The organism is Pseudoalteromonas sp. SWN166 (assembly GCF_015864485.1).
In the GTDB taxonomy this organism is placed as follows: Bacteria; Pseudomonadota; Gammaproteobacteria; order Enterobacterales; family Alteromonadaceae; genus Pseudoalteromonas.
On sequence record NZ_JADYXB010000006.1, the window covers coordinates 95,043 to 111,293 of the forward strand.

The 16,251-nt window shown below is 38.4% G+C and carries 14 protein-coding genes; 3 read left to right on the forward strand and 11 right to left on the reverse strand.

Annotated features, from left to right (window positions below):
- Positions 1 to 105 precede the first annotated feature (105 nt).
- Positions 106 to 2,154 (reverse strand): TonB-dependent receptor, encoded by a 2,049-nt coding sequence (locus I6F49_RS05395; RefSeq protein WP_197178957.1) that lies wholly within the window; start codon positions 2,152 to 2,154, stop codon positions 106 to 108.
- Positions 2,155 to 2,828: 674 nt separating this feature from the next.
- Here I6F49_RS05395 and I6F49_RS05400 point away from each other — a divergent pair.
- Complete coding sequence (locus I6F49_RS05400) at positions 2,829 to 4,385, forward strand: PepSY-associated TM helix domain-containing protein (RefSeq protein WP_166377437.1); 1,557 nt, start codon at positions 2,829 to 2,831, stop codon at positions 4,383 to 4,385.
- A gap of 115 nt (positions 4,386 to 4,500) precedes the next feature.
- Here the strand turns inward: I6F49_RS05400 and yddG are convergent, their stop codons facing one another.
- Entirely contained in the window at positions 4,501 to 5,409 is a 909-nt protein-coding gene (gene yddG / locus I6F49_RS05405; protein WP_197178966.1) for an aromatic amino acid DMT transporter YddG, read from the reverse strand.
- A gap of 493 nt (positions 5,410 to 5,902) precedes the next feature.
- Between yddG and I6F49_RS05410 the strand changes: the two genes are divergently transcribed.
- Entirely contained in the window at positions 5,903 to 6,727 is an 825-nt protein-coding gene (locus I6F49_RS05410; protein WP_197178968.1) for a sulfite exporter TauE/SafE family protein, read from the forward strand.
- A 192-nt stretch (positions 6,728 to 6,919) separates the two neighbouring features.
- Here the strand turns inward: I6F49_RS05410 and I6F49_RS20555 are convergent, their stop codons facing one another.
- From I6F49_RS20555 to I6F49_RS05450, 9 genes are all read right to left on the reverse strand, one after another.
- Entirely contained in the window at positions 6,920 to 7,003 is an 84-nt protein-coding gene (locus I6F49_RS20555) for a DUF1272 domain-containing protein (protein WP_197179136.1), read from the reverse strand.
- Positions 6,997 to 7,359, reverse strand: a complete 363-nt coding sequence (locus I6F49_RS05420; RefSeq protein ID WP_197178970.1) for a 2OG-Fe(II) oxygenase — start codon at positions 7,357 to 7,359, stop codon at positions 6,997 to 6,999. The genes I6F49_RS20555 and I6F49_RS05420 overlap by 7 nt, the downstream gene beginning before the upstream one ends.
- Before the next feature lie 350 nt (positions 7,360 to 7,709).
- Positions 7,710 to 8,897, reverse strand: coding sequence for a hypothetical protein (locus tag I6F49_RS05425; protein ID WP_197178972.1), 1,188 nt, complete (start codon positions 8,895 to 8,897; stop codon positions 7,710 to 7,712).
- A gap of 297 nt (positions 8,898 to 9,194) precedes the next feature.
- Positions 9,195 to 10,733: a glucan biosynthesis protein gene (locus I6F49_RS05430; protein ID WP_197178974.1), complete on the reverse strand. Its 1,539-nt coding sequence runs from the start codon at positions 10,731 to 10,733 to the stop codon at positions 9,195 to 9,197.
- Between the two features lie 336 nt (positions 10,734 to 11,069).
- Positions 11,070 to 11,294, reverse strand: a complete 225-nt coding sequence (locus tag I6F49_RS05435) for a hypothetical protein (RefSeq protein WP_197178976.1) — start codon at positions 11,292 to 11,294, stop codon at positions 11,070 to 11,072.
- 217 nt (positions 11,295 to 11,511) lie between these two features.
- Complete coding sequence (locus tag I6F49_RS05440; RefSeq protein WP_197178977.1) at positions 11,512 to 11,805, reverse strand: HigA family addiction module antitoxin; 294 nt, start codon at positions 11,803 to 11,805, stop codon at positions 11,512 to 11,514.
- Positions 11,805 to 12,083, reverse strand: a complete 279-nt coding sequence (locus I6F49_RS05445; protein WP_197178988.1) for a type II toxin-antitoxin system RelE/ParE family toxin — start codon at positions 12,081 to 12,083, stop codon at positions 11,805 to 11,807. The genes I6F49_RS05440 and I6F49_RS05445 overlap by 1 nt, the downstream gene beginning before the upstream one ends.
- A gap of 212 nt (positions 12,084 to 12,295) precedes the next feature.
- Positions 12,296 to 12,463, reverse strand: a complete 168-nt coding sequence (locus I6F49_RS20560; protein WP_331460787.1) for a GNAT family N-acetyltransferase — start codon at positions 12,461 to 12,463, stop codon at positions 12,296 to 12,298.
- 837 nt (positions 12,464 to 13,300) lie between these two features.
- Positions 13,301 to 14,710, reverse strand: a complete 1,410-nt coding sequence (locus tag I6F49_RS05450; RefSeq protein WP_197178990.1) for an aminotransferase-like domain-containing protein — start codon at positions 14,708 to 14,710, stop codon at positions 13,301 to 13,303.
- Between the two features lie 135 nt (positions 14,711 to 14,845).
- On the opposite strand from I6F49_RS05450, the gene I6F49_RS05455 reads away from it, so the two are divergent.
- Entirely contained in the window at positions 14,846 to 16,246 is a 1,401-nt protein-coding gene (locus tag I6F49_RS05455) for a cytochrome ubiquinol oxidase subunit I (protein ID WP_197178992.1), read from the forward strand.
- Positions 16,247 to 16,251 lie beyond the last annotated feature (5 nt).

Here is a 16,251-nt window from a genome sequence, read left to right on the forward strand (position 1 = left end):
GCCCTAATGCTTTAGGGCTTTAGGGCTTTAGGGCTTTAGGGCTTTAAATTATTTTACCTTTAAAAAGTAGCGTTACAATTTCCAATTCATTATTTTAGAAGCACGTTAAAAACGATACGTTACTGAAGCACCTAACGTTTGAGGATTCACTACCGCAACATAACCCGTTGGGTAACGACCACTTGCAGGCTCAACTGACGTAAATGCTTCTTCATCTAATGCATTATTAATAAAAGCACTCACCAACCAATGATCGCTATTATAGCTTATTGTTGCACGCGTAATTGTATAACCTCCGGCAACACGCTCTTCTGTATTAGTTAAATCGCCATAGTAATCGTCTACATAATTAGCGCTCACATTTAACTTTAAGCTATCTGTAAACCAATGCGATAAACCTAAACTTGCAGTTAGCTCTGGTGCTGAGTTTAATTCGTTACCCACTGCATCTGAATAAGTCGCTGATTCATCTATTTTAGTTTTTAATAAACCTAGCCCTGCATGTAACTGCCATTGCTCACCTAGCATGCTATATGCTTCAAGTTCTAAGCCATAGCTATGCGCATCGTCAATATTAGTGATTTTTCGACTTGAGCTTAAAGCTTGATAACCATTAAAGTTATTGTAAAAAATATTAGCACTAATATTTAAATCACCATTATTTAGTACGCTACGCGAGCCTACTTCATAGGTATTTACTGATTCTTGCTCGTAGTAATAGTATTCTTGTGCAGCAAAATCTAAGGCACCACCACCAGCGTTATAACCACGACGAGCACTTGCCGATAAGGTAGTGTTATTAGTTACTTTATATTGAACAGCTACCGTAGGTAGTTTTATCGTATTAGAATTATCTAATTGCTCAACTAATCTGCTGCCACCAAAAGCCATATCAAAATTACGAAGTTGTTCTTCACGCTCAACTCGCAGCCCCGCTGTTAACGTAAGCTCATTTGTTAACTCAAAGCTTGTTTCGCCATAAATTGCTTTAGAGTCACTACTATCGTCACCAAAATAATTGGTTGCACCAACGCTTTTAAAGTCTTGTTCACGGTCAAAATAAGCAATACCTACAAAGCCCGAATAAAAATCACTATTTAAGCCAAAGTTTAATTTACTATCAATTGTGATATTTTTTTCATCCATAGAAATATCAGACTCCGCACTGGCAAGTGCCTCATATGCTTCAAAGCCCCATTCATAATCCATATATGCGAGTAGTATATCGAACGAAAAGTTATCATTTATTTTATAATCAATATTTACCTGAGTCGTGTCTGACTGGGTATCCATATCGCGCTGAAATAAAGGCACATAATCAAACGGTTCATCACCTTCAAAGTACTTACGACCTGTATTACCCTCTTCACTGTAGGTAGAGTAAGTTAGCTGTACAGCTAAATCTGTTGTTGGGGTATACAGTAATTTTGCACGCGTACTACTGGTATTAAGCTTATTTAAGTTTTTATCTGTTGGATTGGTTTCATGTATCGTTGGGTTGCTAAAGGTTTCACCATTTACATATTGAGTAGATAAACGAAATGCTAGTACATCCTCAATTAAAGCCCCCGAAACAACAGCGGCTGTATCAAGGTAACTATCTTGATTTCTATACCCAACGCGTACAGCACCTTCAAAATCTTGTGTTGGTGCTTTGGTTGTCATATAAACTGCACCACCAATGCTATTACGACCATTGCTAGTTGACTGCGGTCCACGGTATACCGCTATTTGATCTATATCCCACAAACCTGTATCACCGGTTAAATCAGCTACAAATGGCTGACTTACACCATCAACAAGCGTTGATATTCTTGCTTTAGAGCCTCCACTAAATGAGTTAAAACCTGTTGCACCACCATTACCCGACACACCGCGCATATCTGGCACGGCTCCAGTAAGTACCACTACATTTGCCATTTCTGCCAAAGCTTCTGAAACCGAACCTAGTTGTCCATTTTCTAATAGTGACTTATCTACCACTGCAACCGATGTAATCGTATCTTTGAGTGACCTTTCGATTTTTTCGCCTGTTACAATAATTGTATCTATTGATTCTCGACTTGTTTCATCAGCAAATGCATTACTTTGAGCCAATAACAAAGAGCTTGTAATCAGTAGTGAAAGTTTATTAGGCTTAAATGAAGCTACCACAGTTATTTCCTTTTATGGATAGTTGTTTTATTTTTCGAAAAAATAGCACAAACACACACTTATTGCAATTGAGTTTAGTTATCATTTAGAATAGCAACATCATTAATAAGTGTTTTAATTTATGTTGCAACTTACCCTTTCTCTTATTTTATTTACTGCTACATCCCTGTTTTATCTTAGTAACCGCCACCAACGACTTCTAAGCAAACCCATTAACAAAAGCTGGCGCAAGCTCGCATTTATCCTTTTTGTTATTGCAATACCATTAGCCTTATATGCTTTTTCTAATGCGGCAGCCGTATTTTTTATCATTTTAATGATAATGCTCGCTTTAATAATAATTCCGATCGTAAGCCTGATTAAACACAAGGAAGTAAAATAATGTCATCTGCACAAAGGCAAAAAATAAAACCAACTTGGCTTGGCAAAAGTTTGGCTGGTTGTTTTTTAGGGCTAGCGCTAGCGTTTATTCTCGTTGCTTTTTTTGCATGGTACGGAGCGGGAGGCATAGATGCGCCCGATAAAGTGCAATTTAATATGTGGATGATACCCATTTTATGGTTAACTATTTTTAGCTTCACCTACCTGTTTAGTTCAGCAAAAAATGCTTGGCTGACACTTGGGGGCTTAAATATAACGCTATATAGTTTATTTATAATTTTAAGGAATTGGCTATGAGAGTAAGAGCCGATATTTTGCGTACCTACCAAGGCGTGCATACATGGACTGGAATAATTGCAGGTTTAGTACTTTTTATAGGTTTTTATGCTGGTAGTTTAACCATGTTTAAACACGAATTAGCACAGTGGGCAAACCCCGCCAGTGCACCAGTGACTAAACCACACACTAACAATCACCAAACATTGGTTGATCAAGCAATAGCTAAGTACCCTGAGCAAATGGGTAATGGTTTTTCTCTCGACTTATTAACAAATCAAGCGCCACTATCTTGGTATAGCCAAGGTAAAGAGCGCGGGATGAAACTTGATAATCAATTACAGGTGCTCTATCTAAACCAGCAAAATGATCTTGTAATACAGCAACAAAGTGAGAATAAACTTGCAGATTTAATAGATTACTTACATCGAACCGCAGGGTTTGCAGGCGAAATTGGGCACGACCAATCAGGCGTATATATACTCGGTATAGCATCTGCGCTGTACTTTTTAGCATTGGTGTCTGGCGTAATTATTTTACTACCTACGCTTGTAAAAACCTTTTTTGCGATTCGAAAAGAAAAAGGCGCCAGTCGCTTTTGGCTCGATAGTCATAATTTAGTTGGGATCGCCAGCTTGCCTTTTCATTTAATTATAGCGTTTACTGTGGTGGTATTTGCATTTCATGATCTGGTTTATGATGGTCTATCAGCATTTTATGACGATAAATCCTTTTTTCAACGTCCTGCCCCAGCAGCACATAATTATCATATTGCAAACTTACCAAGCATAAATAAGCAGCTCCTAGCGGCAAAAAACTACGCCCCAGGTTATGAGCCAATTCACATTACATTTAGTCGTTTAAATACAAACAGTCCGACTGCAACATTAAAAATGAGTAATAGCAGCGCTGTCGTTCGCGGACCTGATACCGACTACTTATTCTTACACCCCTATACATTAGAAGTACTTAACTCAAGCTATCCGCAAGGAGATGATGGTGTTTGGGGTAATATAGTAGGAAGTTTCTTTTCACTTCACTTTGGTACTTATGGAGGTGAATGGGGACGTTGGGGGTATTTTGTTATGGGGCTACTTGGCGCATTCTTATTTTACTCTGGTAACTTATTATGGCTAGACAAGCGCTTTAAACAAGATGCCAACAAACGAAGTACACGATTTATGGCAAATTTAACAATTGGTGTTTGCTTAGGGTCAATGATTGCAATGGTTGCCACTTTATTACAAGCTAAATGGACTAACCAATATATGGGTAACGCAAATTACAGCTATCTCTATAGTTACTATTTGGTATTTTTTGCCTTTGTTGCTTATACCTTTTTTAAAGGAACTCACCACGCTAGCTATTGGGGCTTAATGGGTATTACACTTTTATCTGCTGGTATGGGAGTTTCAACACTTATACAGGCTTTATTAGCTGATGATTTTTTAAAATATTATCAAAGCGGTTTTGTTGATATTAGCGCTGCAGTATTTGCATTAATATTTTATTATTGTGCAAAAAAAGTTAGAAATAAATCAGTAAGCTATGCAGTTATACCTGCAAAATTATAAAGAAAAACTTAATGAGGCGTATTGCACGCCTCATTAAAGGTATAAATTTAGATTTAAAATATAAAACCATTAAACCATTAAATATCAGCACCTTAAAAGAGTTAACTAAAGTAGATTAGTTTACTGTGCGTTTAGGCTTTTCTCGCGTTACAAAGTAGCAAATTAGCGAGCCCACTGTTACCAGTACAACCCCTTGCCAAAACGAAGCACTCAGCGTAATAGATAAATACAACGCCGAAATAATACTAGAAAACACCGGTGTAAAGTACGAAAGCGTGCCCAACAGCATTAAGTTACCGCCAATAATAGCTTGATTCCACAGTGCATAACCGCTCCCCACGACTACACCAGCTAATAATAACGTCATGCTTGAGCTGAGTGAAAACGTTAATGGCGCTTCATTACTAAAACCATATTGCGCCCACAAACTAATTGCCGTAACAGTAAAAAATAACGTAATGGCATTTTTACCATTACTCAGCTTTTGCGTTACTACGCAATAAATAGCCCATATAAACGCTGCAGCTAATGCCATTAAATACGTCGCTGGGTTATCGGCAAAGTTATTAGTAAGCGTATTTACTGAAATACCGGCATCGCCAGCTATACACCAAGCAACACCTAAAAAGGCAACAAACATACTCGGGTAAACCCAGTAACTTACTTTTTTACGCCCTACTATAATGGTCAATAAAATAGTGAGAGTGGGCCATAAATAGTTTATTACCGCCATTTCCATGGCCTGATGCCTATTATTAGCCATACCAATAGAGAGCGCTAAGCACACCTCGTAAAATACAAATAATAAAGTACCTATCACTAAGTAGCGTTTAGAAAACCCTTTTAACTTAGGTAACCCCATAACAAGTATTAAAAACACAGCACTTACTGTGTACATAGCTGCTGCACCACCAATGGGGCTAAACAACTCAGATACATCCCTAAGTAACGCAACTAAACAGCTCCACAGTAAAATAGCGGCAATGCCATAAAGCGTGTATTTATTTTTAGTTAAAAATCCCATATCAAACCTAAAGTACTACTTTATAATTTGAAGCTAAACTAACAATAATTATTTAATTAAACAATGTAAGTTAATAAATTTTATCCAATTTCAGTTATTTAATAAAAATCCTGCACATACACTTAATCCTGCAATGGCAAATTTAGCGATGGTCGTCGCCTTCCTACGAAACAATGGGCGATGAAGGCCAACCACAAACCCAAGTCGCTACTTTTGCGAGCTACGCATAGCGAAATAAGCCAATAAACCAAGCAATTAGCTACCCTCGCTGGTTACTAGGATCAACGCGGGGAATGCGAGTACAAATTAAAAAATTAAAAAAGGTTTAGTTTTTCATATAGAACATGAATTAAATCAACGTGACCATGATTGGATAAGCGTTGATAATAATAACGAAATAATGAGGTACGCTGGGGCTATTTTAGATACACCTTGAAGCTGCAACAGATCCTCATTCAAATGGGCGCGCAACAGTAACTACAGCAGGAACACAATGTCAGAAATAATTAACCAATGGCCAATAGTAGTGGCCTTAATAGCAACCGGTATTTTTGCCGGAATTTTAGCAGGCCTTTTTGGTGTAGGCGGCGGTATTGTTATCGTGCCTGTGCTGTACTTTTTACTGCAAGGTTTTGGCGTAAGCCCAGAGTCGGCAATGATGATAGCGACCGCCACATCGCTTGCCACCATAGTACCTACTTCACTTTCATCTATTCGCTCGCATCATAGCAAAGGCAATATTGACCTTGCGCTAATAAAGTATTGGGCACCGTTTATATTAGTGATGGCGGTTGTCGGTAGCATTATTGCGCACACTGTTCGCGGTAACGCATTAGTACTCATGTTTGCCTGTATTGCTATTTTAGTCAGCTTAAACATGTTATTTAGAGCTGGCGCACCTGCGCTTGTAAAACAACTACCAGGTAAATTTGGTCAAGGTATGATGGCAAGTATTGTAGGCGGTTTGTCGGTCATGATTGGTATTGGTGGCGGTACTATTGGCGTTCCTATGTTAAACGCATTTAACGTACGCGCACATGTTGCGGTAGGTACTGCGGCTGTTTTTGGCTTATTAATTGCGCTACCAGGCGTAATTACCTTATTAAGTATTGGCACAACGCCAACCGATGCTCCCTTAGGTACGTGGGGTTTAGTTAACCTTCCTGCCTTTTTTCTTATTATTCCGCTGACCATTTTGTTTGCCCCTATTGGCGTAAAAATTGGCAGCAAGTTGGATCAAAAACAACTAAAACGCGCTTTTGCCATTGTCTTAATGATAACCGGTATTCGCATGCTTATTCTGACATTGGGAGTCTAAAACATGTTTAATAATACCAATCTGCTTATACGGGGTCTATTTAACGATGAGAAAATCACGCTAGAACTAGGTAAGTATTTTTGTATCCAATTGTTCTAAATGAAAATTTTTAGCGGTATTATAGGGCAATTTAATTCGTTAAATTGCCCAAATATTTATGCAGGTTGGTATTACACCCAAACAAAAAGTGCATTAAAATGAGCAAATAAAAGCCTCAGTGGACTGTGCAGGTAAATTCTTATTACAACATTCACAATTAGGTTTTAAATCTAGTATTTAGAGCTCCTTCTTATCCACCCAATGCTGAGTAAATATCTATTACCTTTTATAACTTTTGATACCTGATGCTCACTTACATCAGGGCGGAATAGCTTAACCCGCTTTGTTTCAAATATCGGATTACTGCAAATAAACTCACCACCCAAATCTGCTTTTTTAAGCACTATATTCAATCGATAGTGTTTACCAGATTCAACTTTGTCTGTGTGTGGTGCTATTTCACTCCCTTGTGGGAATTTAAGCAAATATGTATCAAATTTAATTGGCCACGTAGCACCACAAATCAACATTTTATCGTAGCCTGACTTTTGCCTACCTCGCTCCCAACGAAATAACTTACTCAAAAAAAACATACAACCCCTCGAAACACCTAACAAGCAGCCGGTTAAATCGTTTTTTATTTATTTTTATTGGTAAACAAACCATAGCCGAGTTCATATTTTGGTTCAATCGTTTACTGTATTTTTACGTAAAATACAAAAAAGTGTTCGGTGTTGTTTTAATTAGTATTTTAGAAGGGAACACTGGTGTTTGAGTGACTTTATTGAGGAACTAAGGGCTTATCTTTCTTAATACATCGCGCTTTGCAGCTTTTCTACATTATGAACAAGGCAATACAGTTGCCGCAGCGTAAAGAAACAGCTAAACAGGACAGCCATTCTAACTTAATGAAAAAACTTAGGCTGGCGTCACTGTTAATTTATCAAAAATTGAACATGTTTTCGAGTGCCGCCTCTAAAGACATGGGCATATGACGTTTATTCATAATTCGGTTGTTAAGCTCATCTTTAAGTGATTTAACCGTAGTGCAATACTCTAAACGTTTAGCAATTTCATCACATTCATTATTTAGCGCCGCTAAATGGTTTACAAAATTATCTTTAATTTGCGCTTTACTACGACCATTAAACTTACGCCACACAATTGTATATTGGTCATTACTTTCTTTTTGTTGGCGATGCTGTTCATTTAGCTCGATTATTTTATTTTGCAGTAACGGTATTAAGTTTGCTTTGGTTTCTTCATCAAAATCGACATCGTCGTCAAAATGGCTTATGTAAAGCTGTAATAAAGTAAAACCGTCTTTCTCTTTTCGAGCTTGTACTAACTGTTGCATTAGTTCGTGTTTTTCTGCTTTTTTTGCAAGATCAGATTCTTTATCTGGATGCAACTTAGATGCTAAACGTTTATACATTTTGTTTAGCTGCGAGCCTTTAAATAACTTTTCTAATTTTGAGTTGTTTTTTTGTTGTTTAATTTCATCGCGATCAAATCGTTCGTGTTGGTCAAAAAAGTCATCCCAATCTTCATCTTGTTCATAGTGCATATTATCTGCACTAAACGCTTCATCATCTTTCTCCTCACCAAAACCTTGCTCGTCAAGGTGCTTATAAAGCAATGAAGGCTCAGCTGTTATTTCTCTCAGTTCGTCATCTGTTAATTCTAAACCGGGGAAATCTTGCTGTAACATATTACGTAATATATTTAACTCTGAAGAAGGGATTGTACTAACCGTATCTTGGTTATATTTATTTAGGTAAGATTGAAAAACTTGAGACACTTCCTCAACATTCAACTCGCCAATGAATGGATGTTCTGACAAATAATCTAAATCTTCATTTATCCAATCCACAAGTTCATTACGCTGTTCAATAGTTAAACTTTTACGTTGGATAAACTTACTAAAATGAATGATTTGTTCTGCAATCATTTGAGCTTGACGTTGCTCATGGTGCTCTACTTGTTCTTGAAATTGAGAAAACAGGGTCTGCTTTTTAATATCAAAGTTTGCGTTACGCTTAGTATGTTTTTCAATTCGCTGCCATAAACGCTCTAATTCAGAAGGCGTTTTAGTCGCCGCTTGTTGCTTTACATTTTTTAAAAATGTCATATTAAGTTCCACTAAAATTTGTATCCATTACTTTTTATGCACGTAATTTGTATGCTTTAATTATAAATTTAATTAAAGCATACATAAAGCCAAGCATTAAAAAAGTAACTAAACAATTATTTAATGCTTTAGGTCAATAAGAAGAATAAGGATAAAAAGCGCCTGAGTTCATTTAAGAACAATATGCTAAACAGTTACTTTAACTAATATTTACTCGTAACGCTCGATTAAGTAAATATTATGGTGGCTATAATTACGAAGCAAATCAAAATATAGCCACCCGTTTTACTTTAAGGCTTATTCAATCGTTACCTTTGCATCACTTACCCATATTTCGGTTATCGCGTCATCATTTTTATCAACTAAATACGCGCGAATGCTTACTGGATCGTTATTAGTCTGTTTATAGTCAAACGCTAATCGCCATTGGTTTGTACCTACAACCGGATAAACTCCAATAGGCTCTAGTATTTCACCATTACTGGCTTCAACAATCGGCTTTATACCACTTTCGTTATCTAAGCCATTAAATACTGGGCCCTCAAAATCAATCACCATTTTGTTAACACCTTCAGGAATAGGCTGGCCAGGAATTCCCCCCAAGCCTTGGCGAGTATTCACAACGCTTGCAAGCATTTTTGATTTTGGATCGAGTGGACGCCACTCAATATCATAAGAAAAGGTAAACTCATCACCTTTGTGCGCCTCTTTTTCAGGCACCCAATAAGCAACAATATTGTCGAACGTCTCGTCTTTTGTTGGAATCTCGATTAGCTGAACAGCTCCCCTTCCCCAATCGTCAGTGGGCTTGATCCACGCTGATGAACGCTTATTGTAAAATACGCCGTCGTCTTGGTAGTTATTAAAGTCACGATCTCTTTGAATTAAACCAAATCCTTTTGGGTTCTCATCAATAAAGCTATTGGTCGACACCGACTGAGGATTATTTAATGGGCGCCAAATGTATTGACCCGATCCTGTGTGAATAGCCAGGCCATCGCTGTCGTGAATTTCTGGGCGCCAGTCTTTAGCAGTTGTTTTATCTTTTTGTGAGTACCAATACATGCTGGTTAGCGGTGCTACGCCTAAGCGTTCAACATCGGCGCGCATATACAAATTAGCCGTTACAGAGGTAATATGCCCTTTGGCTTCTTTGTTATCTTTGCTTAAACCAAACCGATAAGCACCAGTGATAGAGGGTCCTTCAAGCAATGCCCAAACAGACACACTTTCACCTTTTTTTTCTGCGGGGCCAATCCAAAATGCAGAAAAACGCGGAAATTCTTCTGGCTGATTCATACCCGTATTAATTGCAATACCTCGAGCCGACAATCCATATTGCCCCTCTGGCCCGTCGGTACGAAAATAAGACGCGCCTAAAAAAGATATCCAATCTGGTTTCATATCTGGGCGCATTATTCTAAAGCCTGCAAATCCAAACCCTTCAGGGAGGTCGTGAGCTGGGCTGTTATCAGGCATATCAAAAACGTCATTACTAAAAGGTACATTTTGAACCTGATTTTTATCGTCTCTGATGTAAATACTTACTGGCTCAGGAAAATACCGCCCAGGGTAAAATAATTGTACAGGTGCGTTTTTTCCACTTGGGTATAAGGTTTCATCTTCTTTAAAGCGTATTTTCCAGTGTTCATCATACGTAATTTTATCGATTAACTCCGGCGCTGGCACCTTAGTTGGCGTATAGGGCTTTTCGGCTGAAGCTTTTGCCAACGCTCTTAAGTCTTCGAATGAAAACTCCGTTTTATCTACTGCTTCTGTCGCGTAAGACGACATTGAAGTGCTAAAAATAATTGCGATAAATAACTTTAATTTCATAAAAAGAATGTCCAATAAATTGAGTCTAATAAAAATGGGAACGCTGCACGAACGTATGTTTAACTTAAAGTTCTGCATGGATATTACGTGACGTAATATGAACTAGCGTTTACTAAACTATTGTTATTTGGCTCTTAGTTAATTGGTTTTTGGGGCGGCGCGTTTGATGATATCGCCGAAGTGAAAATAAGTGGGGATAGCACAATTTATTATTAGATCGCTGATATTCAAATGGATAAGGGGTGTATTTATATGTTAGAAAACGAAGAGGCTCATCGCTTTAAAATTTGCAATTAATGGCTAAATTTTACTTGGCCCTGACTTCTGGGAATGTTGTTATGTTTTTGAAGTTAATTTTTCAATGGCATCTTTAGCTTCTTTCAAACTTACACCATGAACAGATCTATAATATTTTATTGCTCTAACTTTGTGACCTGATTTTAAAGCAACAATAATATCACCTTCAGTTATGCTGCCATGCTTAGGTATTGAGTTACCAAATATTAATATAAATAAAACTGCAATAACCGCTAAAACACCCCAAATATATTCAATTTCCATAAATATCCTCGATGCAAAATTAAACTAGACAGCCATCCAAATTGAACAAACAAGACATTGGCCAAACTGCAAAAATTAAGGTGGATGTCTAGTTTATTCTAGTGTTTTTAGGTCAAAGTAAAGTCCGTGATCTTGCCCTGTGCCAAGAGATGGTGTTTTATGGGAAGCGCCAAAAGTTATAAATTAACTATTGACGCCATAGTCTCTTATTATATTTTTATGCTTCAGCAAAGTTTACTGAGTGGACATTTGTTAAATTGACTTGTTGTTTAGCGTGCCAAAGATCATAATTATCTTGCATAGACAACCAACTCTCAGGTGTTCTACCTATTGCTTTAGACAAACGAAGTGCCATTTCAGGAGATATAGCACTTTGACCTTTAAGAACTCGATTTAAAGTTGAAGATGCGACATCTAATTGTTTAGCTAAGTAACGACAACTAAAGCCAGCTGGCTCAAGGTAAACGTCATAAATAAATTCGCCTGGGTGTGGTGGGTTATACATAGTCATTAGTGATAGTCCTCATAATTGAGAATATAAGCATTACCATCGATAAATTCGAAAGTAATGCGCCAATTACCATTTACAGTAATAGACCAAACCCTGTCACGATCCCCTTTTAGAGGATGCAATTTGAAACCGGGTAAATTGATATCATCAATTGCTTGCGCAGTATCTATTGCTGTGAGTTGCATACGTAATTTACGTTCATGCTTGGCCTGAATTCCAGCAACACTTCCTGTTTGGAAGTATTTTTTGAGGCCTTTATGTTTGAAAGATTTAATCATGAAATGAGTATAGCGTGATGCGCATCACTCGTCGATAAAAATATAACGCCCTGTTATATGCCCAGTTGCTTCTGTAAAAAGTAACTAGTGTGACCTTTAGGCATATCAGGTAATTCGCCAAAAACTGAGTAACCAGCTTTGATGTAAAAATCTAGAGCTTGGAAAGTAGTTGTTTCAAGACGAATATTAGTGGTGTTTTGGGATAAAGCATATTATTCCATACAAGAGAGTAACTTAGTTCCCCAGCCACCTTTACGGATATTTTCATCAATCCAAAGACCTTGAATATGCATCCAATTCCAATTTATTTCACCTAAGACTCCACCGACAATTATACCTGAATCATTTTTAACGAATGATGAAACCTTCTCTCTAAACACTGAGCCTGTGTATGATTCATTATATTCTGTTAAACCAGCTTTTAATGATTAAAATTTATGATCTTGAGGTGGAAGCGGGTTAGTTAATTCCATGATTATGCTACGAACTCCATTTGAGCATATAAAGAGCCTGTAGATTAACTCGTTTTTTATTTGTTTTTATTGATAAATAAACAATAGCTGCGTTCCTATTTTGGTTCAATCTATTACTATGCTTTTACGCAGCATATAAAGAAGTGTTTGGTGTTGTTTTAATTGGCGTTTTGGAAGGTATTACGGGTGGTTGAGTAGCTTTAATTTAGGTTAAAAGGGCTTACCCTTCTTAAAGTATCGTGTTTTTCAGCTTTTCTATATTATGAACAAGGCAGTACAGTTGCCGCAGCGTAAGGTAAAGGCAAACACTTTCGTTTGTCCTCGCTAGGTCAATTTATTCACCCCTCTATTCACGCCTTTCTTCACAATAATATTCCGCTTTTTATTAAAGGTAAGCAGGCTAAATAAAGCCGAGTTGTTTACCATTTTTTAATAATAGTTACTGTCGCCTATCGAGCTACCTATTTTGATTTCATCTTGTCAATGTAGCTCAGACCTTTACGTGATTCATTTTTATGAACCAAACCTAACCAGCTGATATTATTGCAATTTACTTAAAAACCAGAATAGGCTTCATCTTAATTTTGTTTCTGTATTTCTCATTAAATAACCATTTCATTTATTTTTTAAGTGTTTTTTGACCTTTGCTTGTTTTGGTTTATAAAAAACCATGATGCACATGGTCACAAATATTCTGTGACCACATTGGTTGCCAAGTAAGCGGGTTTAACGTTGTAAAAAAACTTATCCAAGCAGTACGCTAAATAGCTTTTTGATAGCGGCTTGCCTCTGTTCGGTTAACGGATGGATATAGCTTAAACGTAAAAAGTTTTTATATTGACCCGATGCCGAGAAAAGTGAACCAGGGGTCATGATCACACCTTGCTCTAATACTTTGTTATAACTGTGTTGTGTGTTGATGGATTCCTCTAATTCTACCCACATAGAAATCCCCCCCTGGGCGTGGGTATAGCGAATTTTGTCACTCCAATGGGTATCTAATAAAATCATCAACTCCCTTTGTTGTTGCTTTAGCTTATTGACCTGTTGAGAAAGGTAGCGACGGTAATGGCCTTCTTCTAAAAATGTCGCAAGCCCTTGTTGAGTGGATTCGCTAGAGGATAACTGGGTAACCAGTTTCAATTGAGTAATCTTGTCGTGCCATTTACCTCCAAACACCCAACCAATCCTTAAATCTCGTGATAAACTTTTCGAAAAAGAGCTGCACAGAATAACTTGACCATTAGTATCGAATTTCTTCAATGGTTCAGCGGTAAAAGGCGGAAAAGCCAAATCCCCATAAATATCGTCCTCTATGATACAAAAATCTTTCTCGACCGCTAAGTTGATTAATGCTTGGCGTGCCTTTTCAGGCATGAATGCCCCTGTGGGGGTGGCGTAGTTTGGGGACACAATACAGGCTTTAATTGGCCACTCTATTATTTTTTCGGCCAAATCTTCAACGCTTAAACCTTCTACGGGGTCAGCAGCAACTTCGATAATTTTCAGTTTGAGTTGCTCCATTATTTGCAGTACGCCATAAAATGCAGGCGATTCTACAGCCACAGTATCACCAGGTGAGCATGTTGCCATGAGGGAAATGAATAAGGCGTGTTGGCAACCACCGGTAATGCAAACCTGTGATAGGTCTTGGTTCAAACTACGGTGGCGATAGTGATTTACAATGGCATCTTTTAAGCGTATGTCGCCGCTAGAGTCGTTGTAGTACAGAGCTTTTTGAGAGGGCTTGGAGCGCAGTGCTTTGCTTAAGTGTCGGTTCAACGTGATGAGGTGGTTCGCATCATTAGTCGTGCCAATCGTTGGTAAAATATCGAAGGCGGCACTGCGTGTCATGATGTCTTTTAAGATGGCTGGAACGGTTACCTTTCTGGGAGCTGCTGGTGGGTCAATGCGCTTTGGTGATAGGCGCTCACCTAGTGTCGCTGCTTTGACAAAGTAACCTGATTTTGGTTTAGAAAAGATCAATCCCTCTGCTTCGAGTCGATGCAAGGCATGTAGCACGGTGGCCTTGGAAAAGCCCAAGCTCTGACACATTTCTCGGATAGAAGGAAGCTTTCCACTTGGCAAAAAATGATTGGCTTTAATGTCTTTACGTAATAAGTGTTCCAGCTCTAGGTATTTAAATTGACTCATGGCTGTGCCCTTAATAATAAATCTGTGCCTATTATAAATTAATTTATTGTGCCTGTTCTGTATTTTTTTAAGCCTTACACTTAACAACGTAATTATTTTTAGCTTTCTGGCAGTGTAAAGGGTAGACAGAGCACAATGATTGATTTAAATGCTATTGATTTGGCGCGAATACAATTCGCTTTCACAATTTCGTTCCATATTATTTTTCCTGCTATTACCATTGGTCTTGCCAGTTATTTGGCAGTATTAGAAGGTTTATGGCTGTATACAAGAAAGCCGATTTACATGACCTTATGCCGGTTTTGGATGAAAATATTTGCTGTTAACTTCGCTATGGGCGTTGTTTCTGGCATTGTGATGGCGTATCAATTTGGCACCAACTGGAGCCAGTTTTCTAACTTTGCTGGGTCCATTACTGGCCCATTACTGAGTTATGAAGTTATGACGGCTTTCTTCCTTGAAGCTGGATTTTTGGGTGTTATGTTGTTTGGCTGGAAAAAAGTCGGCGAAAAGCTACATTTTACCTCTACTATTTTGGTCGCTATTGGGACCTTAATCTCGATGACTTGGATTTTGGCGTCTAACAGTTGGATGCAAACCCCTCAAGGTTACGACATTGTTAACGGCCGCGTTGTACCAGTCGATTGGTTTGAGATCATTTTTAATCCTTCTTTTCCTTATCGTTTAGTTCACATGGGCTTGGCTGCTTTCCTAGCAACCGCTTTGTTGGTCGGTGCTTCTGGCGCGTTTCATTTGCTGAAAAGATCTCATACACAGGTAGCGAAAAAAATGTTGTCCATGGCAATGTGGATGCTGCTTATTTCGGCGCCTTTGCAAGTTATGGTTGGTGATCAACATGGTTTAAACACTTTAGAGCATCAGCCAATTAAAGTGGCTGCAATGGAAGGGCATTGGCATCAAGCTGAAAAAGGTGAAGGCGTTCCGCTGGTCTTGTTTGGTTGGCCGAATATGGAAAAGGAAAGAAATGATTTTGCGATTGAGATTCCAAATGTTGCTAGTTTGATTTTGACTCATTCTTTGGATGGGGATATTCCACCGCTTACTTCTGTCCCACCAGAAGATCGTCCTTATGTTCCTGTGGTCTTCTTTAGTTTTCGCATCATGGTGGCGCTTGGTATCTTGATGATTGTGCTGGCCGTTACCGCATTGATTCTGCGTAAAAAGGGCAAAATCTACGAGAGAAAATGGTTTCTGCGCTTCTGTGTGGCGATGGGACCATCCGGCCTAATTGCCATGCTTACAGGCTGGGTTGTTACAGAAACAGGTCGTCAGCCTTGGGTAGTTTATGGTTTGCAACGCACTGTGGATGCAGGCTCGCCCAATAGCATTACTGCTATGAGTATATCATTGCTAATTTTTGTGTTGGTGTATGTCTGTGTATTTGGTGTAGGCGTGCGCTACATGTTAGCGCTAATTAGCAAAGGTCCAGCTGACGATTATTCACTTGAAGACGATGAGCATTTAAATAAACGCCCAGCCCGTCCGCTATCTGCCGCTGATGGCGTAGAAATTTAGGAGAC

What these genes read in the sequence shown, in the direction of transcription:
- I6F49_RS05400 (WP_166377437.1), top strand. Translation starts at nt 2,829, where the DNA reads ATGAGAGTAAGAGCCGATATTTTGCGTACCTACCAAGGCGTGCATACA.
- yddG (WP_197178966.1), bottom strand. Translation starts at nt 5,409, where the DNA reads ATGGGATTTTTAACTAAAAATAAATACACGCTTTATGGCATTGCCGCT.
- I6F49_RS05410 (WP_197178968.1), top strand. Translation starts at nt 5,903, where the DNA reads ATGTCAGAAATAATTAACCAATGGCCAATAGTAGTGGCCTTAATAGCA.
- I6F49_RS05420 (WP_197178970.1), bottom strand. Translation starts at nt 7,359, where the DNA reads ATGTTTTTTTTGAGTAAGTTATTTCGTTGGGAGCGAGGTAGGCAAAAG.
- I6F49_RS05425 (WP_197178972.1), bottom strand. Translation starts at nt 8,897, where the DNA reads ATGACATTTTTAAAAAATGTAAAGCAACAAGCGGCGACTAAAACGCCT.
- I6F49_RS05430 (WP_197178974.1), bottom strand. Translation starts at nt 10,733, where the DNA reads ATGAAATTAAAGTTATTTATCGCAATTATTTTTAGCACTTCAATGTCG.
- I6F49_RS05435 (WP_197178976.1), bottom strand. Translation starts at nt 11,294, where the DNA reads ATGGAAATTGAATATATTTGGGGTGTTTTAGCGGTTATTGCAGTTTTA.
- I6F49_RS05440 (WP_197178977.1), bottom strand. Translation starts at nt 11,805, where the DNA reads ATGACTATGTATAACCCACCACACCCAGGCGAATTTATTTATGACGTT.
- I6F49_RS05445 (WP_197178988.1), bottom strand. Translation starts at nt 12,083, where the DNA reads ATGATTAAATCTTTCAAACATAAAGGCCTCAAAAAATACTTCCAAACA.
- I6F49_RS05450 (WP_197178990.1), bottom strand. Translation starts at nt 14,710, where the DNA reads ATGAGTCAATTTAAATACCTAGAGCTGGAACACTTATTACGTAAAGAC.
- I6F49_RS05455 (WP_197178992.1), top strand. Translation starts at nt 14,846, where the DNA reads ATGATTGATTTAAATGCTATTGATTTGGCGCGAATACAATTCGCTTTC.